Genomic DNA, 17,511 nt, shown 5'->3' with positions numbered 1-17,511 from the left:
CGTGATGAACGACCACGTCCGCGCACGAACCGACTCCCGCCGCCCGCGGCCGGCCCGACGGGCGCTGCTGTGCTGCGCCGTGCTGCTCAGCCTGGCCGCCCCGGCCGGTGCGATGGCCGCAGAAACCACCATGGTCAAGCTGATCAAGGGCCTGATCGCCAGCGGCGCGCTGAAGCCAGAAGACGGCCAGGCATTGCTGGTGCAGGCCGAGGCTGAAGCAGCGGCCGCGTCGCGCACCGCGACCACCGTACCTTCGGCCGCCAGCGGTGGCGTGGCCCTGGAGGCCGGCGACGTGCGCGTGCCCTACGTGCCGCAGAGCGTGCGCGACGGCATCCGTGACGAAGTGCGCCAGGACGTGATGGCGCAGGCCAGGTCCGAGGGCTGGGCGGCACCGAACGAAGTGGCTGAGTGGACCAAGCGCATCAAGGTCACCGGTGACATGCGCGTGCGCAGCGAGTCGCGCTTCTTCTCCGAACGCAACAGCGACATCGTGAGCAACTGGTCGTCGATCAATTCCGGCAACGGCTTCGACACCAACACCAACACCAACCTGCAGCTGCCGCCGCTGCTGAACACCCGCCAGGACCGCCGCAACCTGTGGCGCATCCGCGCTCGCCTGGGCATCGAGGCGACCATCGGCCAGCACACCACGGCCGGCGTACGCCTGGCCAGCGGCAGCAGCAATGGCCCGGTGTCAACCACCGAACAGCTGGGTGGTGGCCTGAGCAAGAAGGACGTGTGGCTGGACCAGGCCTGGCTGGCCTACAGCCCGGCCGATTGGGTGACGGTGCGCGGCGGCCGCTTCGGCAATCCGTTCTGGACCAGCGATACGCTGTTCTCCAACGACCTGAACTTCGACGGCCTGGCCGCCAACCTGAAACACGACTTCAACGGGGGAGATCTCGAGCTGTTCGGCAACCTTGCGGTGGTACCGCTGGAGTACACCTCCGACAGCTCGCCCAGCCAGAGCCGGGTCAAGACCCCGAACGAGAACAAGTGGCTGTCCGGTGCACAGGTCGGCATGAACTGGCGCTTCAACGACGACAATGCGCTGCGTGCCGCACTGGGCTACTACGATTTCAAGAACATCAGCGGCCGCCTGTCCTCGCCGTGCGCGCTATATGCGGGCGCGGTGGGCTGCGATACCGACTGGTCGCGCCCAGCGTTCATGCAGAAGGGCAATACCCTGATGCTGATCCGCGACATCGCGCGCAATCCGCTGGACCCGGCCAACACGCCGACCCCGCAGTATGTCGGCCTGGCCTCGGCATTCCGCCTGGCCACGCTGAACCTGCGCTGGGATACGCAGCTGGCCCAGGGCATCGGCCTGCGCCTGGATGGCGACTACATCCGCAACCTGGCCTACGACAAGCAGGCCATGTTCAGCCGCGCCAACAACGGCATCGTCAACAACTACGGTGCCGGTGGCGCCGCCAGCATCGATACGTTCCGCAGCGGCGACACCGCCTGGATGGTACAGGCCACGTTCGGTGCCACCGACCTGAAGGAGAAGGGCCAGTGGCAGGCGCTGCTGGGCTACAAGCGCATCGAGGCCGATGCGCTGCCCGATGCCTACAACGACCCGAACTTCCACCTCGGTGGCACCAACGCCCGCGGCTACTACGTGGGCGGCGCCTACGCGCTGGACGCGCGCAGCTGGATCAGCGGCAAGTGGATGGCGGCCAAGGAAGTGTCCGGTGCTCCACTGTCGATCGACGTGTTCCAGCTGGAGTTCAATTCCGGGTTCTGAGTGACGGCGTGATGTGGATCACGTAGTGCGTGGCGGGGGCGCAGTGATGCGCCCGTCTAGGGAAAGGAGACCACGCGTTGCACATAAGGAGGATTGGATGAGCCGTCGCAAGCTGTTTGAAAGTTCCGAACCGTCCAGTCGATCGCTGGGCATCGGGCCGGCCTATGTCTCGGTGGAGGGGCTGCGCCAGCACTTGGCGGAGTTCCTGCTGTATGCAGGCCGGCCGGTGGTGATCATGCGCGGGCGCAGCGAAGTGGGTTACTTCCTGCCGGCGCGCTGTTGGCGGCAGCGTGACGACGATCCGCTGGCGGCGGCCGCCGCCGGCCAGCTGTTGGACGCGGCCGGGTTCCAGGCCGAGGATATCCAGCAGGTGGAGCAGGAATTCAACGCGATGCGCCAGCGCACCGTGCTGCATTCACGGCGCTGAGCGGCCGCCGGGCCATGCCCGGCGAGCGTCGTCTGTAGATCCACGCCATGCATGGATGGGGTTACGCGGCGGCCCCGCGTTCACTGGTGATGCGCGCACCTTCGCGCATCACCAGGGTCACCGGGGTCTTTTCCACCACCTCCAGCAACCGCTGCCACTGCGCATCGCTCAGCGCGGCGCTGGCATGCAGCACGCGGTGCACATGGAAGCGACCATCCGCGTCACGTTCCGAGCGCAGCTCGGCATGGAACTCGCCCAGTTCCCAGCCCTTGCGCTGCGCATACATGCGCAGGGTGATGGCGGTGCACGCCGCCAGCGAGGCCAGGTACAGGTCGAACGGTGCGAAGCCCTTGCCCTGGCCGCCCAGCGAGGCAGGCTCGTCCGCATCCACATCGAATGTGCCGTTGCTGATGTGGTGCAGGTAGTTGTCGGCGGTCGAAACAATGCGTGCGTAGGCCATCACGTTCTCCATCTGTCTATAGCGTCGAGCCATGCTCGACCGTTCCCAAGGGCGGCGCCAGCCAGGGTCGGCGCCGCCACGCAATTACCAATTACTCGGTACGATCGTACGAGAACTGGATGCCCGCCGTACCCCCGGTTTCAATGAAGAGGTTCATGAAGGCCGGCACCGTTTCCGAACGGGCCCAGTCGCGCTGCAGCTCGCAGAACAGCTGCGGCACGCTGATCAGCTGGCCACCGGCCTGTTCGATGCGGCGCAACGCGGCATCATGCGCGGCCAGCGAGGTACCGCCGACGGCATCGGCCACCACATACACCTCATAGCCCTCCTTCAACGCATCCAGAGCCGGGAAAGTCAGGCAGGCCTCGGTCCACAGCGCAGTCATGATCAGCTTGCGGCGGCCGGTGGCTTCCACCGCCTTGCGGAACTCGACGTCCTCCCAGGAATTGATGGTGGTGCGATCGTAGGTAGGGTAGTCGCCCAGCACCTTGCGCAGCTGCGGAATCGGCGGCTTGTTCAGGCCGGTCTTGACGTTGACCGTCGAATGCACGATCGGCAGGCCGTAGGCCACTGCGGCCTTGGCGGTGCCGACGATGTTGTTGACCAGCAGCTGGCGGTCCATCGAGGCGATGGAGTTCACCTGCACCGGCTGGTAGTCGATGATGATGAAGGCGGAATTCTGCGGGGTCAGCAGGTGGTCGCTGACCGGGTCGCGGATCGGTTCACTGGACATGATGGGTCTCCTGGTTCGGGGAAGTGCCGGCGGTCGGCCGGCACCGGGACAGCTCAGCTGCGTTGAGAATCCAACGGTTCGTGGCTCTTCTGCACCTCCTGCGCCTTCAGGTAGCTTTCGATCAGCAACTGGTAGTTCGGGAAGATCTTCGTGTAGACCTCGGCCCACTGCTGGGCATCGTCGCGGTTCCAGGTGCGCTGGATCTCCGAGGCCACCGCGGCGGTGTCCATCGGTACCACGCCGGCCTGCAGCACACGGGCCAGGGTGATCTCCTCGGCCATCTTCGAATAGGTGCCGGACGCGTCGATGACTGCGAACACCTGGTAGCCATCGGCAACGGCGGCGATTGACGGGAAGGCCATGCACACGCTGGTGATGGTGCCGGCAATGATCAGCTGCTTGCGGCCGGTGGCCTTCACTGCGGCAACGAATTCCGGGTTGTCCCAAGCGTTGATCTCACCCTTGCGTGCCACGTACTGGGCATGCGGGGCTGCGTCGTGGATCTCCGGGATCAGCGGGCCGTTCGGGCCCTGCGGAACAGAGGCGGTGGTGATCACCGGCATCTTTGCCAGCGTGGCCATCCTGGCCAGTGCGATGGCGTGGGCGCGCACGCTGGTGAACGGCATGTCACCGATGGTCTGGAACAGGCCGCTCTGATGGTCGATCAGCAGCATCGCGGCGTTGTCCGGATCGATCACCGGGCGGGCACCGTTGAAGTTGGCGGGGGTACTCATGGTCAGTCTCCTGGAGAAGGTGGGCGATAGCCCGGAAGGTGCGGCGGGCCAATACCGCAGCATTAAAACGATCAGTGCGCGATCTGGCCGAAGCGGCCGCTGTTGAAGTCGTTGACCGCCTGCGCGATCTCGGCCTGGCTGTTCATCACGAACGGGCCATAGCCCACCACCGGCTCGTCGATCGGTTCACCGCTGAGCAGCAGCACGGTGGCGTCGCTGTCGGCGTCGACGAACACGTCCTCGCCGCTGCGGTCGAAGGTGACCAGCTGTGCCTCGCCGACCGGCTGGCCGCCGTTGATCCGCACCGAGCCCTTCAGCACCACCAGCGCCAGCGTGCGGCCATCGGCCACCGGTAGTTCGGCGTGGTGGCCCTGCCGCAGGCGGATGTCCCAGACATCCATCGGCGTGTGGGTACGCGCCGGGCCGGCATGACCGTCGAAGCGGCCGGCGATGACACGCACGCGGCCGGCGCCATCGGGCAGATCCACCGAGGGGATCTGTGCGTCGAGCAGGGTCTGGTAGCCCGGTAACCCCATCTTGTCGCGCGCCGGCAGGTTCACCCACAGCTGGACCATGTCCAGCGTGCCGCCGCGTTTGCTGAATTCCGGCGTGTGGAATTCCTCGTGGAGGATGCCGGAGGCAGCGGTCATCCACTGCACGTCACCCGGGCTGATGGTGCCGCCGGCCCCGGTTGAATCGCGGTGGGCGACCTCACCTTCATAGACGATGGTGACGGTCTCGAAACCGCGATGCGGATGCTGGCCAACGCCACGCGGGGTATCGCTGGGAGCGAAGGTGTAGGGGCCGGCATAGTCCAGCAGCAGGAACGGGCTCAGGTGCTGGCCGTGGGTGTTGTAGGAAAACATCGAACGGGCGGGGAATCCGTCGCCCACCCAGTGCGGGCGGGGGGCGCTGTAGGTACCGGTGACACGCTTCATGGCGATCTCCTGGCCGGGGCTGCCGGCCGCTGTTCTTCGTTGCGAAGACGATATCGCCGCGACAATGGGGCCAGTAGATGCCAATATTTGCCGTCATAGTCCTATCTGGTGAACAATGGTCGCAGGCCATGAGCCGCAGGAGATCGTCCCGTGTTCATCGCAGATATCCGCCGTTGTGACCTCAACGATCTGTTCTACTTCGCCATGGTGGTCGAGCACGGCGGCTTCTCGCAGGCCGGTCGGGCGCTGGCCATGCCGAAGTCGAAACTGAGCCGGCGTATCGCGCTGCTGGAGGAACGGTTGGGCGTGCGCCTGATCCAGCGTTCGACCCGGCGCTTCTCGGTCACCGAGGTCGGCCAGGACTACTACCGCCATTGCAAGGCCATGCTGGTCGAGGCCGAAGCGGCCGAAGAAGCAATTGCGATGTCACGCGCCGAGCCGCGCGGCACGATCCGCCTGGCGTGCCCGATCGCGATCCTGCATGCACGCATCGGCACGATGTTGGCCGATTTCCTCGCCCTGCACCCGCAGGTGACGGTGCAGCTGGAGGCCACCAACCGGCGCGTCGACGTGGTGGGCGAGGGTGTGGACGTGGCGATCCGCGTGCGACCGCCACCGCTGGAGGACAGTGACCTGGTGGTACGCGTGCTGGCTCGCCGGGTCTGGTGCAGCAGTGCCAGCCCGGCGCTGTTGCAGCGGCTGGGCGCGCCGCAGGTGCCGGCCGATCTGGCGATGATGCCGACCGTCGATCTGGCATCGCCCAGCCAGCAGCATGTCTGGGAATACACCGGGCCGGACGATGTGCTGGCCAGCGTGCACCATCGCCCGCGGCTGGTCAGCGATGACATGATCGCGCTGCGCACCGCCGCGGTGGCCGGGGTGGGCCTGCTGATGCTGCCGCGGATGATGATCACCGATGAGTTGGCCAGTGGCGCGCTGGTGCCGGTGCTGCAGGAGTGGGTGCCGAGGCACGGCATCGTGCATGCGGTGTTCCCGTCGCGGCGGGGGCTGCTGCCAGCGGTGCGTGCGTTGATCGACTACCTCGCCGAGCGTTTCGATGCGTTGGACGAGCCCTAGGTCTTCCATCCACGCATGGCGTGGATCTACTGAACCTGCCATGCGTGGATGATGGTTTGGGGTGCGGCTTGCCGCCTGCGGCTGCGCAGCCCACAATCCACGTCCGGACCGTCGCCATCACGCCCATCATTCCCCGGTCCGGCCTTGGCACCTATGTCTCCCAATGCCCTGGCGCTGGTCGAGCTGCTGATCCGCGAGCGCCGTGCGTTGTCTCGCTTCATCGCGCGCTATCTCGACCCGGCCAGTACCGAGGACACCCTGCAGAACCTGTACCTGAAGGCCAGCAGCGTGCCCGGCGATCCGCCCATCCTCGAGCCGCGCGGCTATCTATACCGGATGGCCTACCACCACGCGCTCAACCGCAGCCAGTCCGACGCCCGCGAGCGGCGTGCGATGGCCGAGTACGCCCTCGACATGGCCGAGGCCAGCCGCGATGGCGAGGCGCAGGCGCTGGACCAGGCGCAGCTGCGCGAGATCACCCAGACCATCCTCGCGCTGCCGGCCCAGGTGCGTGAGTGCTTCGTGCTCAACCGCTACCTGGGCCTGAGCGAGCGCGAGATCGCCGCCAGGCTGGGTATTTCCAAGAGCCTGGTCGGCAAGAATGTGCTGCGCGCGGCGCTGTTGATCCAGCAGCATCAGCAGGGAGTGCATTGATGAGCTGCGATTGCCGTGGGCAGATCGCGCCCGCCGTTGTCACAACAGGAAGGCGCACCCGTTCGTGGTGCGGCAGGCCACAACCATGAACACGTCCGAACCCTCGCCGCGTCAGGCCAGGCAGGCGTTGCGCTGGGTGATCCGGTGCAGTGCAGGCCCGCTGCCGGAACGTCAGCAACGAACCCTGCAGCGCTGGCTGCAGGCCGACCCTTGCCATGCGCTGGCCTGGCGCCAGCAGCAGGCCTTCTGGCAAGGCTTGGATGCCGCCGGGCCGGAGGTGCTGGCCGCGCTGCCTGGGCTGACGGCTGATCGCGAAGGGTTGCGCCCGATCGCACCGCGCCGCCGCCTGCCGTGGCTGTTGGCCAGTGCCGCCGCCGTGGTACTGGTGGTCGCGGCCGCACCGCAGGCGTTGCTGCTGGCACGCAGTGACCTGCGCAGCAGCGATGCACCGCGCGTGGTGCACCTGGAGGACGGCAGCACCGCCGTACTCGATGCGGGCACCGCATTGGCGGTTGAGTTCGATGGTCAGCGGCGGCACCTGCGCCTGCTGCGCGGCCAGGCCTGGTTCCAGGTGGTGCATGAACAGCGACCGTTCCAGGTCGAGGCCGGCGGTGGCCAGATCCGTGACATCGGCACCGCCTTCAGCGTGTCGATGCGGGACACCACGGTTGTGACTCAGGTCAGCGAGGGCGTGGTCGATGTGCGCCCGGGCGATGGCAGCGTGCAGCGCCTTCATGCCGGGCAGGCACGGGTGTTCCGTGACGGTCGCTGGCTGCGGCCGGTGCAGCTGGAAGATCTCGAGACGATGGCGCCGTGGCGGCGTGGCGAGGTAGTGATCGACGATCAGCCGGCCGCGCAGGCCATCGCTGATCTCGCGCGCTACCGTCGTGCACCGGTCTGGGTACTGGGCGGGCAGGGCGCGGACTTACGGGTCAGTGGTCTGTTCCATCTGCAGCAACCGGAGGCCGCCATCGATGCGGTGGCCGCGCAGGCAGGGCTGCGTGTGCAGCGCTTGCCCGGCGGCGCGCTGGTGGTGTGGTGAGGCTCGCGCAATGCCCGGATGAACCGGTCGCATAAAAAAAAACATGAAAAAACCGTGGGCAATCGCCACATCGCCCTGTCTATAGAGGTATAGCCAGAGCGAAACACCGTTTCTCCTCAAGCCAGACATGCCACCGGCACCGGATGTGCCCGTGGTTCCGCCACGCTTGAGGAGTTCCTGTCCATGCCGTCCACGGCATCCGCCTGTCATCGTCGCGTCACCGCCCTGGCCCTGGCCATCTCCACTGCATTGCTGCCGCTGGCCTGGGCGCCGGGCGTGCAGGCGCAACCGGCGGTCGTCGCGCCGTTGCGCCAGTACACGATTCCAGAACAGCCCCTGGCCGACGCTGTGCGTGCCTTTGGCCGCCAGGCCGATGTGCAGGTGGTGTTCCGCAGTGACCTGGTGGAGGGCCGCCGCTCCAGTGCGGTGAAAGGCGAGTACAGCCAGATGCAGGCGCTGCAGCAGCTGTTGCGCGGGAGTGGCGTGCGCGCACAGCGCGGCATGGACGGCACCTGGAGCCTGCGGGCCGCAGTGGAGGCGGGTGAAGGGGAAGGGGTGCGGGTAACCGAGACTCTGGACGTGGCCGGTCGCCTGCAGTCGGAAGGGGGCGAGGCGCGTGATCGGCGCGGCTACGATGATGTGTTCGCGCTGGACCTGACCACGGCGTATTCGGGGCGCGACCGGGTGGAGCGCTACCGCGGCTCCAACCCGGCCGACGTGGTCAAGGATCTGGTCGGTGTGTTCAGTGGCGATGCGCGCAACAGCGGCGCACTGGACATCAACATCCGCGGCATCCAGGGCCCGGGGCGGGTGCCGGTCAGCATCGACGGTGGCGAACAGGCGCTCACGGTCTGGCGCGGCTACAACGGCGTCAGCAACCGCAATTACATCGATCCCAACCTGATGGGTGGCATCCAGGTCATCAAGGGGCCAGGGCTGGTGCGCGATGTGCACAGCGGGATCGGTGGCGCGCTGGTGATCAAGACCATCGACGTCGATGACATCGTGGAAACGGGTGAGCGCTTCGGCGGGGAGCTGAAGATCGAAGGCAGCAGCAATGCGGTGGCGCCACGCCTGCCGCGGCTGCACACCGGCGAGGATTACCGCACCGTGCCGGGGTTCCCGCAGGGCTCGCCGAACTCGCCCTACGACGACCGCACCCTGGTGGTGCCGGTGAAGTCGCGCAGTGGCAACAACCCCTTCGATGGCGAGGACCAGGCCTGGCGCCTGGCGCTGGGCGTGCGTGGCGACAACGTCGACCTGATGGCCGCCTACGCCTGGCGCAAGCGCGGCAACTACTTCTCCGGGTCCAACGGTAGCGCCTACTACGACCAGGACCGGCGCGAGCAGTTCGAGTACCAGGGCATCGACTACATCACCACGCTGGCGCGCTACTTCAAGCCTGGCGATGAAGTGCCCAATACTTCCAGCGAACAGGAGTCCTGGCTGGTCAAGGGCAGCTGGCAGATCAACGATGACCAGCGGTTGAAGGCGACCTGGCGGCGAACGCTGTCGCACTATGGCGAGATCATGCCGTCGCGCATCCTGTCGGCACCGGACTATGGGCGCATCCAGTGGCCGCTCAGCCGGGTTGCGTCCGATGCCTGGAACCTGGAGTACCGCTTCCAGCCGGCCGGCAGCCGCTGGCTGGACCTCTACGCCAACCTGTGGCGCACGGAGACAGACAGCGATACCTACACTGCAGGCGGCTTCCCGAACTTCGCGCCAGGCAACCCGGCATGGAACCCGGACGCCAGCCCGATTCTGCGCAACACCGCGCTGGCAAATGCGAGCAACGACCGGACCGGCCTGACCCTGAGCAACCGCTTCGCCCTGCATTCGACCCTGGACCTGACCGTGGGTGGCAACTGGCAATACGAAAAGCTCGGCTCGCGCGACCCGTATTTCGGCCCGTCCGACGGCTGGCGCATGTACCCGCGTGCCGGCCGTCGCCAGGAGGGCGAGGGCTACCTCACTCTGGAATGGCGTCCGGTCGACTTCCTGACCCTCAATGCCGGCGTGCGTTACAGCCGTTACTGGGCGTTCGACGACTTCCTGCAGGCCCACCCGGAACTGCAGACGACCTCGATCGTGCCGCGCGAAGCGCAGTACCGGGTGAATGAACTGCCGCCGCGGCCGGACAGCCTGCAGGGCGAGATCGACGCACTCGAGAGTGAGCGGGAATTCTGGGACAGCATCGGCATGGGCTGGATCGTCGATCAGTCGCTGGCCGACCTGCTGCGCAAGTACGAGACACCCAGGGAGGTCCAGCACGGCATTCCCTGGTTGCCCGATGCAAACGGCAACTACAGCCGAGCCACCAATCCCTGCCTCAACGGCCAGGTCGCCGCCATCCCCGGGCTGCTGCCGATGGTCCTCGGCACCGACATCCGCTGCAGGATCGGGGGCGGGGCGATGCAGTCGGTGGCCGGGCGCAACGAACGGCACCGCGATCACGCCTGGTTGCCGACGTTCTCGGCGACTGTGCGTTTCTCGCCGGCCGCTCGTGCCTATCTGCGCTACAGCGAGGCGGTGCGCTTCCCCAGCATGTTCGAAAGCACCATTGCGTTCTCCAGCAGCCTCAATCCGCTGTATCCACTCAAGCCGGAGCATGCCTACAACTACGAGCTGGGGTACGTGCACAACCTTTCCGGGCTGTTCGGCAACACCGCCGATGCCGACGTCAAGCTGGCCTACTACGTGCACAAGACCCGCAATGTCATCGAGCGTGATGCGTACTTCATGTTCGACAACATCGACAAGCAGACCATCCGCGGCATCGAGCTGCAGGCGCGCTTCGACAACCGGCGCTTCTTCACTGATCTGGGCATCAGCCGCATCCTTGAAAACGAAGTCTGCGATGAAAGCTCGGCGGTACGGCTGGATGCGGACCAGGGGCGGGTGCCCAACTGCGTCCAGGATGGCTTCGTCAGCGGCTATCTGCTGACCCAGGCCACGCCGAAGCTGTCGGTGAACTGGTCACTCGGCACCCGCCTGTTCGATGAGCGCCTGGAGCTGGGCAGCCGCATCGTGCACTACCAGCGGCACGACAATCCGGACCTGCAGGCCTACCGCGACCGCCTGATCGCCGGGGGCAGCAGCCTGCTCTGGCAGAACGTGCCCTTCACCTGGGGAAACATCACCACGGTGGATGCCTACGCCCGCTGGCGTTTCAACCAGCACGCCAGCGTCGAGCTGGTCGGCAGCAATCTCGGCAACCGCTATTACGTCGACCCGGCAACACGCTCAACGCTTCCAGCACCGGGCCGCACGATCAAGCTTGGCATCACCGCACGCTTCTGAGTCCGCATTCGACAGGGAGAATCAACCGTGAAACAGCCCCGCACCCTTGTACTTTCGATCGGCCTGCTGGCTTCCATGCCGGTCATGGCTGCCGACATCGCTGGCGGGCAGAGCCCGGCCCAGGACGGCGTCCATTACATCAACGCAGGCGAATCGACACTCAATGCCGGTCCGCACCGTTCCGGTCGCGCAGGCATTTCGTTGGGGCCGTATGCCAACGCGGCGCGAGTGGACGTGGCCAGCCTTGTGCCCTACGCCACCACGGTGGTGCGTGGCGCAACCACGGTCCGCACGCTGGGCCCGGATGCAGGCCTGCCGTTCGCCACCCCTGGCGTGGGCCACTTCAGCTTCGTGCAGGTGGGCAATGCAGATGTCTGGTTCGGTGAATGGTCATCCAGCGGCGCGCAGGCGGGCTTCAATCACCGCCAGGTGTTCTTCGTCGGTGACCGTGCCGGTACTTCGCTGCCAGCAGGCATCGTGACCTACACCTTGGCTGGCATCAACCGCTTTGATGGCAGCGGCGTGCTGGAAGGTGCACTGCGGGCGAATTTCGATACCGGCACCGTCACCGCCGGCCTGGTCGGGACCGGATACAGGCTCGCCGCGAGCGGCACGCTGGATCGCGCCACCGGTGCGTTCAGCGGTTCGGCCATCGCCAATGGTTCGATCATCGGTACCAGCAGCGGCCAGTTCTTCGGCGCCGGTGCCAGTGCGGTGACCGGCATCGCAACCTTTGCCGGCAACAGCCAGTTCGATACGTCCTTCGGCGGTCAGCGCAACTGATCCGCCGCCGTTCGTTTTTGTGTTGTACCCGTAGTTCCCTCAACCCAAGGAGCAATACCATGAAAATGATCAACCGTTCCCTGTTGGCCGTCGCCGCTGCACTGGCCCTGGCCGGCACTGCGCAGGCGGCCGACATCGTCGGCGCTGCCAGCCCGGCGACCGATGCGCAGCTGTACGTCAAGGTGGGTGCGTCGGAAGTCAATGGCGGCCCGCACTCGGCCGGCAAGGCCGGTATCGGCGTTGGCACCGTGTCCAATGCCAAGCCGGTCGATTTCCAGGGCTTGGCGGCCTACTCGGCCCCGACCACCGTCAATGGTGTCACCGTACGCACACTGGCCATGCCGATCACCGGTACCCCGGGCAGCCATTCCGGCATGGGCCACTTCAACTTCGTCAAGGTCGGCAGCGGCGATGTGTGGTTCGGCGAGTGGTCCAAGGATGGCGCCGCTGGTGGCTTCAACAACCGCCAGGTCTATTTCGTCGGTGACCGTGCCGGCACCACGCTGCCGGCCGGCGTGGCCACCTACAGCGTGGCAGGCCTGAACAAGTTCAATGGCAGCAACCTGCTGTCGGGTACCTTCCGCGCCAACTTCGGCAATGGCACCCTGCTCGGTGGCCTGAGCGGTGGCGGCCTGTCGATCAACGTCAACGCCAACATCAACAGCGCCAACGCCTCGTTCGCCGGCACCGCCACCGCCAACGGCAGCGTTGCCGGCACCACCCAGGGCCAGTTCTTCGGCGCCAACGCGGCCACCCTGGCCGGTATCGCCACCTTCAGCGGCAACAGCCAGTATGACACCGCCTTCGGCGGCAGCAAGAACTGATCGCCACGCCCCTGACGGGGCAGGGCAGGGACAAGCCGCGATCCGCCAGTCCCTGCTTCGGCCCGCTGCATGCACCACCACGGATCGACCATGCGCCATTCCATCTTCCTTGTCGTACTGCTGTTGGCTGCCACCGAGGTGCGCGCCCAGCAGGACGATCTTCGTCGTGTGCTTGAACAGGGCACCGAACTGCGCCACCAGCAGCAGGACCAGCATCGCTTGCAGCAGGCCGAGTCGGAGCGGCCGACCATCACCATCGACGGCCAGACGCTGCGCGTGGAGCGCACCGTCGATGATCTTGGCCAGGCCCTTTACCTCTCTCTGCAGCATCAGCAATGGCAGGCCGCCGCTGCGTTCCTCGATGAGTACATCGAACTGCCGGGGCATGACCCCCTGCTGCGCCACTATGCGCAGGGGGCGCTGGCGCGGGTGGCAGGCGACCATCGTCGCGCGGCGATGGAGTACGAAGCGCTGCTGGCGGCGCAGCCGGATTTCCTGCCGGCCCGCCTCGAGCTGGCACGTGTCTATGCGGAAGACCAGCGCGATCGCGATGCGGCCGCGCTGTTCACAGCCATCGCTGCAGGCATCAATGCCGATGATCCGGCCACGGCCGGCGTCCGCGCGCGCGTGGACGGTTACCTGAGTGCCCTGCAGGCGCGCCAGCGTTGGAAAGGCGCGTTGTCCGCGGGCCCGGCATGGAGTGACAACATCAACCGCAGTTCGGCCAGTCGCACCTGCCTGTTCGGCGTGGGCGACGCCTGCATCATCGAACGGAAACTGCCGGACGCCCAGCGCGCGGCGGGCCTCGACTACGACGCCAGCCTGGAACGGCGCTGGGTGCTCGGCGGGCATCATGGGCTGTACGTGCGCGGTCTCGCCTTCGGCCAGGCATGGCGCGGGCACAGTGCGTACAACGAGCTCAATGCCAACGTGCAGGCGGGTTACAGCTGGCGTAGTGCACGACAGACCGTGATGCTCGCCCCCAGCTATGACTACCAGGCCCTGGGCAACCATGCGCTGCAGGGCGGCAGCGGCGTGCACGCGGAATGGCAGTACGCCCTGGATGCACGCAGCCTGCTCAAGCTGGAGGCTGACTGGAAGCGCCAGCGCTATCACCAGCAGGGCCTTGCCAGCAACTACGACGGCGAGCTGGCATCGCTGTACGCCACCTGGTTCCGCGCGCTCAATCCACGCTGGACGGTCTTCGCCGGGCTGGATGTCACCGACAGCAGCGCAGCCGACCCGGCCAACGGCTACCGCCAGCGCGGCCTGCGGCTGGGCGCGGCGCGGCAGTGGAGTGGCATCACGGCCACCGTATTCGTGTCGCTGCGCCAGCGCGACTACGACACCTGGAGTCCGTTGCTGGAGGCGCGCAGGCAGGACGACGAACAGAACCTGATCGCCATCGTGCGCAGCGAGCGCTTGGCCGTGGCCGGGCTGGTACCCAGCCTGAGCCTGCGCTACGCGCGCATCGACAGCAACGTCGGCTGGCTGTACAGCCACGACCGCAGCCTGCTCAGCCTGAAGTGGGAACGGGCCTTCTGAACGCGGCGTTGCAATGCCGCGGTGAACGCGCCGTGGCCGCGACCTTCATCCATCATCACGCGCTCTTGTAGCCCGGTTCGCGCATCCTGCGGGCGTTGCGGCAGAGGTGGGCCGCGTGTATCGAGGAGCGCCGGTCGTGCTGGAAGCGGGCAACAAACCAGAGGGCCTGAAAGGGCTGCGTGTACTGGTGGCGGAGGATGAATTCGCCATCGCGATGTTCCTGGTCGACTATCTGGAGCTGAAAGGCGCACAGGTGGTGGGGCCTGCCGGTGACCTGCAGGCGTTGGGGCAGCTGGTCGATACCCATCCCATCGATGTGGCGCTGCTGGACATCAATCTGGGCGGCGAACAGGTCTATCCGTTGGCCGACCGGCTGGCCGAGGCCGGCACCCCGTTCCTGCTGACCTCCGGCTACGACGACAACCTGCCAAGCCGCTTCGCCAGCGCGCCGCGCTGTACCAAGCCGTATCACATTGAAGCCCTGGTGCAGCAGCTGGCCGGGCTGGTGGCGACGCCGCAGGTCTCTGCGGGCATCGCCTGATCGCGCGGCATGTCGCGCCGTCCTGAAGGCATCCGCGCCACCGAGCTGTGTGGCGGCATGCCACCTGCAGCGCACCCGCACGGGCGCCACGATGGCATGGCTGCGCGCATCGCCCGCCATGACTGGTCATCCACGCCGCTGGGAGCGTATGAGCGGTGGCCGCCACACCTGCGCGCCACCGTCGACCTGATGCTGGCGCATGGTTTCCCGATGATCGTGCTGTGGGGCGAGCAGCTGGTGCAGCTCTACAACGATGGCTATGCCGAGATCCTGGCCGACAAGCATCCCGGCGGACTCGGCCAGCCGACCCGTGAATGCTGGCCCGAGGTGTGGCATATCAACGGGCCGATCTACCAGCGCGTCTGGCAGGGCGAAACCATCACTTACGAGGACAAACTCTATCCCCTCGCGCGCCGCGGGCGGTTGGAGGATGTGTGGTTCACCATTACCTACAGCCCCATCCGTGGCGAAGAGGGGCGCGTCAGCGGCGTGCTGGTCACCATGTTCGAGACGACGGCGGCGCATGTGGCCCAGTCGGCCCGCGAACGCGAAGAGCAGAAGCGGAGGGAGGCGGACCGCCGCCTGGCATTGGCCTTCAAGGTACTGCCGGTGGGCGTCTGCATCGTCGATGCCGAGGGGTGCCTGCAGCTCTCCAACGACCAGATGCGCACCTACCTTCCCACCGGCAAGGTGCCCTCCACGGATCTGCCCAACCACCACCGCTGGCAGGGATGGCACCCCGACGGCTCGCGCATCGAACCCAGGGATTTCGCCATAGCCAGGGCCTTGCGCGGTGAGACGGTAGTGCCCGGGCTGGAGTTCCAGTTCAAGCATGACGACGGGCGCGCGCGCTGGACCCGTGTGGCCGCCGCGCCGCTGCGCGATGCAGACGGCGAGGTGACGGGCGTATTCGCCATCGCTGTGGACATCGACGATCTCAAGCGTGCCACCGAGCGCCAATCGGTACTGCTGGCCGAACTGCAGCACCGGGTGCGCAACATCATGTCGACCATCCATGCCATTGCCTGGCGGACCCGTGAGTCGGTCAGCAGTGTGGATGATTACGCTGAACGGTTGTGCGGACGATTGATGTCGCTGGCGCGCACGCAGAGCCTGCTTACCCGTGGCGCCAATGCCGGGGTCTGCCTGCGTGGCATGCTCGATGAGGAGATCGCAGCGCAGACGCCGGTCACCGCCGCCTATCGCCTGCAGGGCGAGGATGTACTGCTGCCACCGAAGGCGGCCGAAGTGCTGTCCCTGGCGATCCACGAATTGGCGACCAACGCCCTGCGGCATGGTGCGCTGACCCATGAAGATGGCCGGATCGACGTGTCCTGGCACCTGCAGGTGCAGGACGGACAGCCATGGCTGGGCCTGCACTGGTGTGAACGCCATGCCGCCGTGGAAGACTGGGAGCTGCCGCGCCAGCGCGGCCTGGGCCGTGCGCTAATCGAGCAGCGCGTGCCCTATGAGCTGGCCGGCAGTGGTGAACTGCACTTCGATCCGCAGGGGCTGGATGCCTGGATCCGCTTCCCACTGCGCGAGCGTGACAGCCTGCTGCAGACCGATGCGCCACAGACCGGCTCCGGCGCGTGAAACGGCATTTATATCCAATTTGGCCAAATTGGGTATAGTGGCCATTATCCACTTCTGCCTGGAGCCGTGCCATGACCCTGCCACTGGATCTGCCTGGACTTGAGAAGGCCCCGGCCTCGTCTGTGAAGACCCGGGGCTGGCCGAGCCTGATGCGTACCGTGCGCGAGAAGCAGGCGCTGGTCATCACCAACCACAACCACCCCGAAGCGGTGATCGTGGACATCCGCACCTACCAGGAGCTGTTGGCCAAGGCTGCCGGCAGCGATGCCGGTGAACGCAGTGAAGAACTGCTGCGCCTGCGCGGCGAATTCGACCAGACTCTGGCTGGCCTGCAGCGCGGTGAGGGGCTGGGCAAGGTGCTGGGCCAGCCGATCCGCCGCGGCCGCAAGGTCACCCTCGGCCGTCCGCTCTGACCGATGGGGCGGATCCTGGTGCTGGCCGGCGTCAACGGCGCCGGCAAGAGTTCGCTGCTGGGAACCTGGCTGGAAGCCGAAGGGCTGGGCTGGTTCAACCCCGATTCGTTCACCCGCCGCCTGGTAGAGGCGGGCTGGCCGCTGCCCGACGCCAATGCCGAGGCCTGGCAGGAAGGCACCCGCCGCCTGCGCCAGGCCATGGCCGATGGCACGGACTTCGCCTTCGAGACCACGCTGGGCGGCAACACCGTTCCGCGCCTGCTGCGCGAGGCCTGCGAGCACCATCACGTCGCGATCTGGTTCTGTGGCCTGGCCACGGTGGATCTGCACATTGCCCGTGTTGCAGCGCGGGTGGCCGCCGGCGGCCATGACATTCCGGTGGAGAAGATCCACGCCCGCTTCGATTCGGCGCGCGAGAACCTGCTGGAACTGCTGCCACACCTGGCCGAGCTGCATGTCTACGACAACAGCGCTCCCGCCGACGCCGACGGCTGCGTCGAGCCGCTGCCGGTGCTGGCGATGGCGCACGGCCAGCTGCAGTACCCGGTCTCGGTGGCCGAGCTGCTGCACACGCCGGACTGGGCCAAACCCATCGTGATGCGTGCGATGGAGTTGAACGCTGCGCGCGATTGAGGGCGCGTACGTTGTAGAGCCGAGCCCACGCTCGGCTGATCCCCCGAAAGGCAGCCGC

17 protein-coding genes are annotated in these 17,511 nt (G+C 66.6%); 13 read left to right on the top strand and 4 right to left on the bottom strand.

The window, feature by feature from the left end; genetic code table 11:
- The first annotated feature begins 4 nt into the window (after window positions 1-4).
- Window positions 5-1,750, top strand: a complete 1,746-nt coding sequence (locus AC5P6A_RS05465; RefSeq protein WP_346473825.1) for a putative porin — start codon at window positions 5-7, stop codon at window positions 1,748-1,750.
- Window positions 1,751-1,847: 97 nt separating this feature from the next.
- On the top strand, window positions 1,848-2,177 hold the full coding sequence (locus tag AC5P6A_RS05460; protein WP_134735435.1) for a hypothetical protein: 330 nt from the start codon (window positions 1,848-1,850) through the stop codon (window positions 2,175-2,177).
- Between the two features lie 61 nt (window positions 2,178-2,238).
- Here the strand turns inward: AC5P6A_RS05460 and AC5P6A_RS05455 are convergent, their stop codons facing one another.
- The 4 genes from AC5P6A_RS05455 to AC5P6A_RS05440 form a co-directional block, all read right to left on the bottom strand.
- On the bottom strand, window positions 2,239-2,637 hold the full coding sequence (locus AC5P6A_RS05455; protein WP_021202286.1) for an OsmC family protein: 399 nt from the start codon (window positions 2,635-2,637) through the stop codon (window positions 2,239-2,241).
- Window positions 2,638-2,728: 91 nt separating this feature from the next.
- Window positions 2,729-3,370 carry a hydrolase gene (locus AC5P6A_RS05450; protein ID WP_164143839.1) on the bottom strand — a complete coding sequence of 214 codons (642 nt, stop codon included), beginning with the start codon at window positions 3,368-3,370 and terminating at the stop codon, window positions 2,729-2,731.
- A gap of 53 nt (window positions 3,371-3,423) precedes the next feature.
- Complete coding sequence (locus tag AC5P6A_RS05445) at window positions 3,424-4,104, bottom strand: hydrolase (RefSeq protein WP_346714883.1); 681 nt, start codon at window positions 4,102-4,104, stop codon at window positions 3,424-3,426.
- A gap of 71 nt (window positions 4,105-4,175) precedes the next feature.
- Window positions 4,176-5,042: a pirin family protein gene (locus AC5P6A_RS05440; RefSeq protein WP_346714882.1), complete on the bottom strand. Its 867-nt coding sequence runs from the start codon at window positions 5,040-5,042 to the stop codon at window positions 4,176-4,178.
- A 150-nt stretch (window positions 5,043-5,192) separates the two neighbouring features.
- On the opposite strand from AC5P6A_RS05440, the gene AC5P6A_RS05435 reads away from it, so the two are divergent.
- The 11 genes from AC5P6A_RS05435 (at window position 5,193) to AC5P6A_RS05385 (ending at window position 17,453) form a co-directional block, all read left to right on the top strand.
- Window positions 5,193-6,119, top strand: a complete 927-nt coding sequence (locus AC5P6A_RS05435; RefSeq protein ID WP_171953011.1) for a LysR family transcriptional regulator — start codon at window positions 5,193-5,195, stop codon at window positions 6,117-6,119.
- 153 nt (window positions 6,120-6,272) lie between these two features.
- Entirely contained in the window at window positions 6,273-6,773 is a 501-nt protein-coding gene (locus tag AC5P6A_RS05430) for an RNA polymerase sigma factor (protein WP_134735440.1), read from the top strand.
- A gap of 85 nt (window positions 6,774-6,858) precedes the next feature.
- Window positions 6,859-7,815 carry a FecR domain-containing protein gene (locus tag AC5P6A_RS05425; protein ID WP_164143837.1) on the top strand — a complete coding sequence of 319 codons (957 nt, stop codon included), beginning with the start codon at window positions 6,859-6,861 and terminating at the stop codon, window positions 7,813-7,815.
- A 183-nt stretch (window positions 7,816-7,998) separates the two neighbouring features.
- A complete protein-coding gene (locus AC5P6A_RS05420; protein WP_346714881.1) occupies window positions 7,999-11,118 on the top strand; it encodes a TonB-dependent receptor in 3,120 nt (1,039 codons plus the stop codon).
- 27 nt (window positions 11,119-11,145) lie between these two features.
- Complete coding sequence (locus AC5P6A_RS05415; RefSeq protein ID WP_227844273.1) at window positions 11,146-11,901, top strand: Slam-dependent surface lipoprotein; 756 nt, start codon at window positions 11,146-11,148, stop codon at window positions 11,899-11,901.
- A 59-nt stretch (window positions 11,902-11,960) separates the two neighbouring features.
- The gene (locus tag AC5P6A_RS05410; RefSeq protein ID WP_019659846.1) at window positions 11,961-12,725 is read left to right on the top strand and encodes a Slam-dependent surface lipoprotein; all 765 of its coding nucleotides are present in this window, start codon (window positions 11,961-11,963) and stop codon (window positions 12,723-12,725) included.
- Window positions 12,726-12,815: 90 nt separating this feature from the next.
- Window positions 12,816-14,270: a surface lipoprotein assembly modifier gene (locus tag AC5P6A_RS05405; protein ID WP_346714880.1), complete on the top strand. Its 1,455-nt coding sequence runs from the start codon at window positions 12,816-12,818 to the stop codon at window positions 14,268-14,270.
- A gap of 136 nt (window positions 14,271-14,406) precedes the next feature.
- The gene (locus AC5P6A_RS05400; protein WP_019659844.1) at window positions 14,407-14,811 is read left to right on the top strand and encodes a response regulator; all 405 of its coding nucleotides are present in this window, start codon (window positions 14,407-14,409) and stop codon (window positions 14,809-14,811) included.
- A gap of 9 nt (window positions 14,812-14,820) precedes the next feature.
- Complete coding sequence (locus tag AC5P6A_RS05395; protein ID WP_019659843.1) at window positions 14,821-16,407, top strand: sensor histidine kinase; 1,587 nt, start codon at window positions 14,821-14,823, stop codon at window positions 16,405-16,407.
- Between the two features lie 71 nt (window positions 16,408-16,478).
- Entirely contained in the window at window positions 16,479-16,820 is a 342-nt protein-coding gene (locus AC5P6A_RS05390; RefSeq protein ID WP_010485378.1) for a type II toxin-antitoxin system prevent-host-death family antitoxin, read from the top strand.
- Between the two features lie 3 nt (window positions 16,821-16,823).
- Window positions 16,824-17,453, top strand: a complete 630-nt coding sequence (locus AC5P6A_RS05385) for an ATPase (RefSeq protein ID WP_227844276.1) — start codon at window positions 16,824-16,826, stop codon at window positions 17,451-17,453.
- Window positions 17,454-17,511: the final 58 nt, after the last annotated feature.

It is taken from the genome of Stenotrophomonas sp. YJH_SMC_20 (genome assembly GCF_059367845.1).
Note: the sequence above shows the minus strand (reverse complement) of the source record. Positions and strands in the feature narration are given on the sequence as shown.

Coding starts and splice junctions, on each gene's coding strand:
- AC5P6A_RS05465 (WP_346473825.1), top strand. CDS start 5: ATGAACGACCACGTCCGCGCACGAACCGACTCCCGCCGCCCGCGGCCG.
- AC5P6A_RS05460 (WP_134735435.1), top strand. CDS start 1,848: ATGAGCCGTCGCAAGCTGTTTGAAAGTTCCGAACCGTCCAGTCGATCG.
- AC5P6A_RS05455 (WP_021202286.1), bottom strand. CDS start 2,637: ATGGCCTACGCACGCATTGTTTCGACCGCCGACAACTACCTGCACCAC.
- AC5P6A_RS05450 (WP_164143839.1), bottom strand. CDS start 3,370: ATGTCCAGTGAACCGATCCGCGACCCGGTCAGCGACCACCTGCTGACC.
- AC5P6A_RS05445 (WP_346714883.1), bottom strand. CDS start 4,104: ATGAGTACCCCCGCCAACTTCAACGGTGCCCGCCCGGTGATCGATCCG.
- AC5P6A_RS05440 (WP_346714882.1), bottom strand. CDS start 5,042: ATGAAGCGTGTCACCGGTACCTACAGCGCCCCCCGCCCGCACTGGGTG.
- AC5P6A_RS05430 (WP_134735440.1), top strand. CDS start 6,273: ATGTCTCCCAATGCCCTGGCGCTGGTCGAGCTGCTGATCCGCGAGCGC.
- AC5P6A_RS05425 (WP_164143837.1), top strand. CDS start 6,859: ATGAACACGTCCGAACCCTCGCCGCGTCAGGCCAGGCAGGCGTTGCGC.
- AC5P6A_RS05420 (WP_346714881.1), top strand. CDS start 7,999: ATGCCGTCCACGGCATCCGCCTGTCATCGTCGCGTCACCGCCCTGGCC.
- AC5P6A_RS05410 (WP_019659846.1), top strand. CDS start 11,961: ATGAAAATGATCAACCGTTCCCTGTTGGCCGTCGCCGCTGCACTGGCC.
- AC5P6A_RS05405 (WP_346714880.1), top strand. CDS start 12,816: ATGCGCCATTCCATCTTCCTTGTCGTACTGCTGTTGGCTGCCACCGAG.
- AC5P6A_RS05395 (WP_019659843.1), top strand. CDS start 14,821: ATGTCGCGCCGTCCTGAAGGCATCCGCGCCACCGAGCTGTGTGGCGGC.
- AC5P6A_RS05390 (WP_010485378.1), top strand. CDS start 16,479: ATGACCCTGCCACTGGATCTGCCTGGACTTGAGAAGGCCCCGGCCTCG.
- AC5P6A_RS05385 (WP_227844276.1), top strand. CDS start 16,824: ATGGGGCGGATCCTGGTGCTGGCCGGCGTCAACGGCGCCGGCAAGAGT.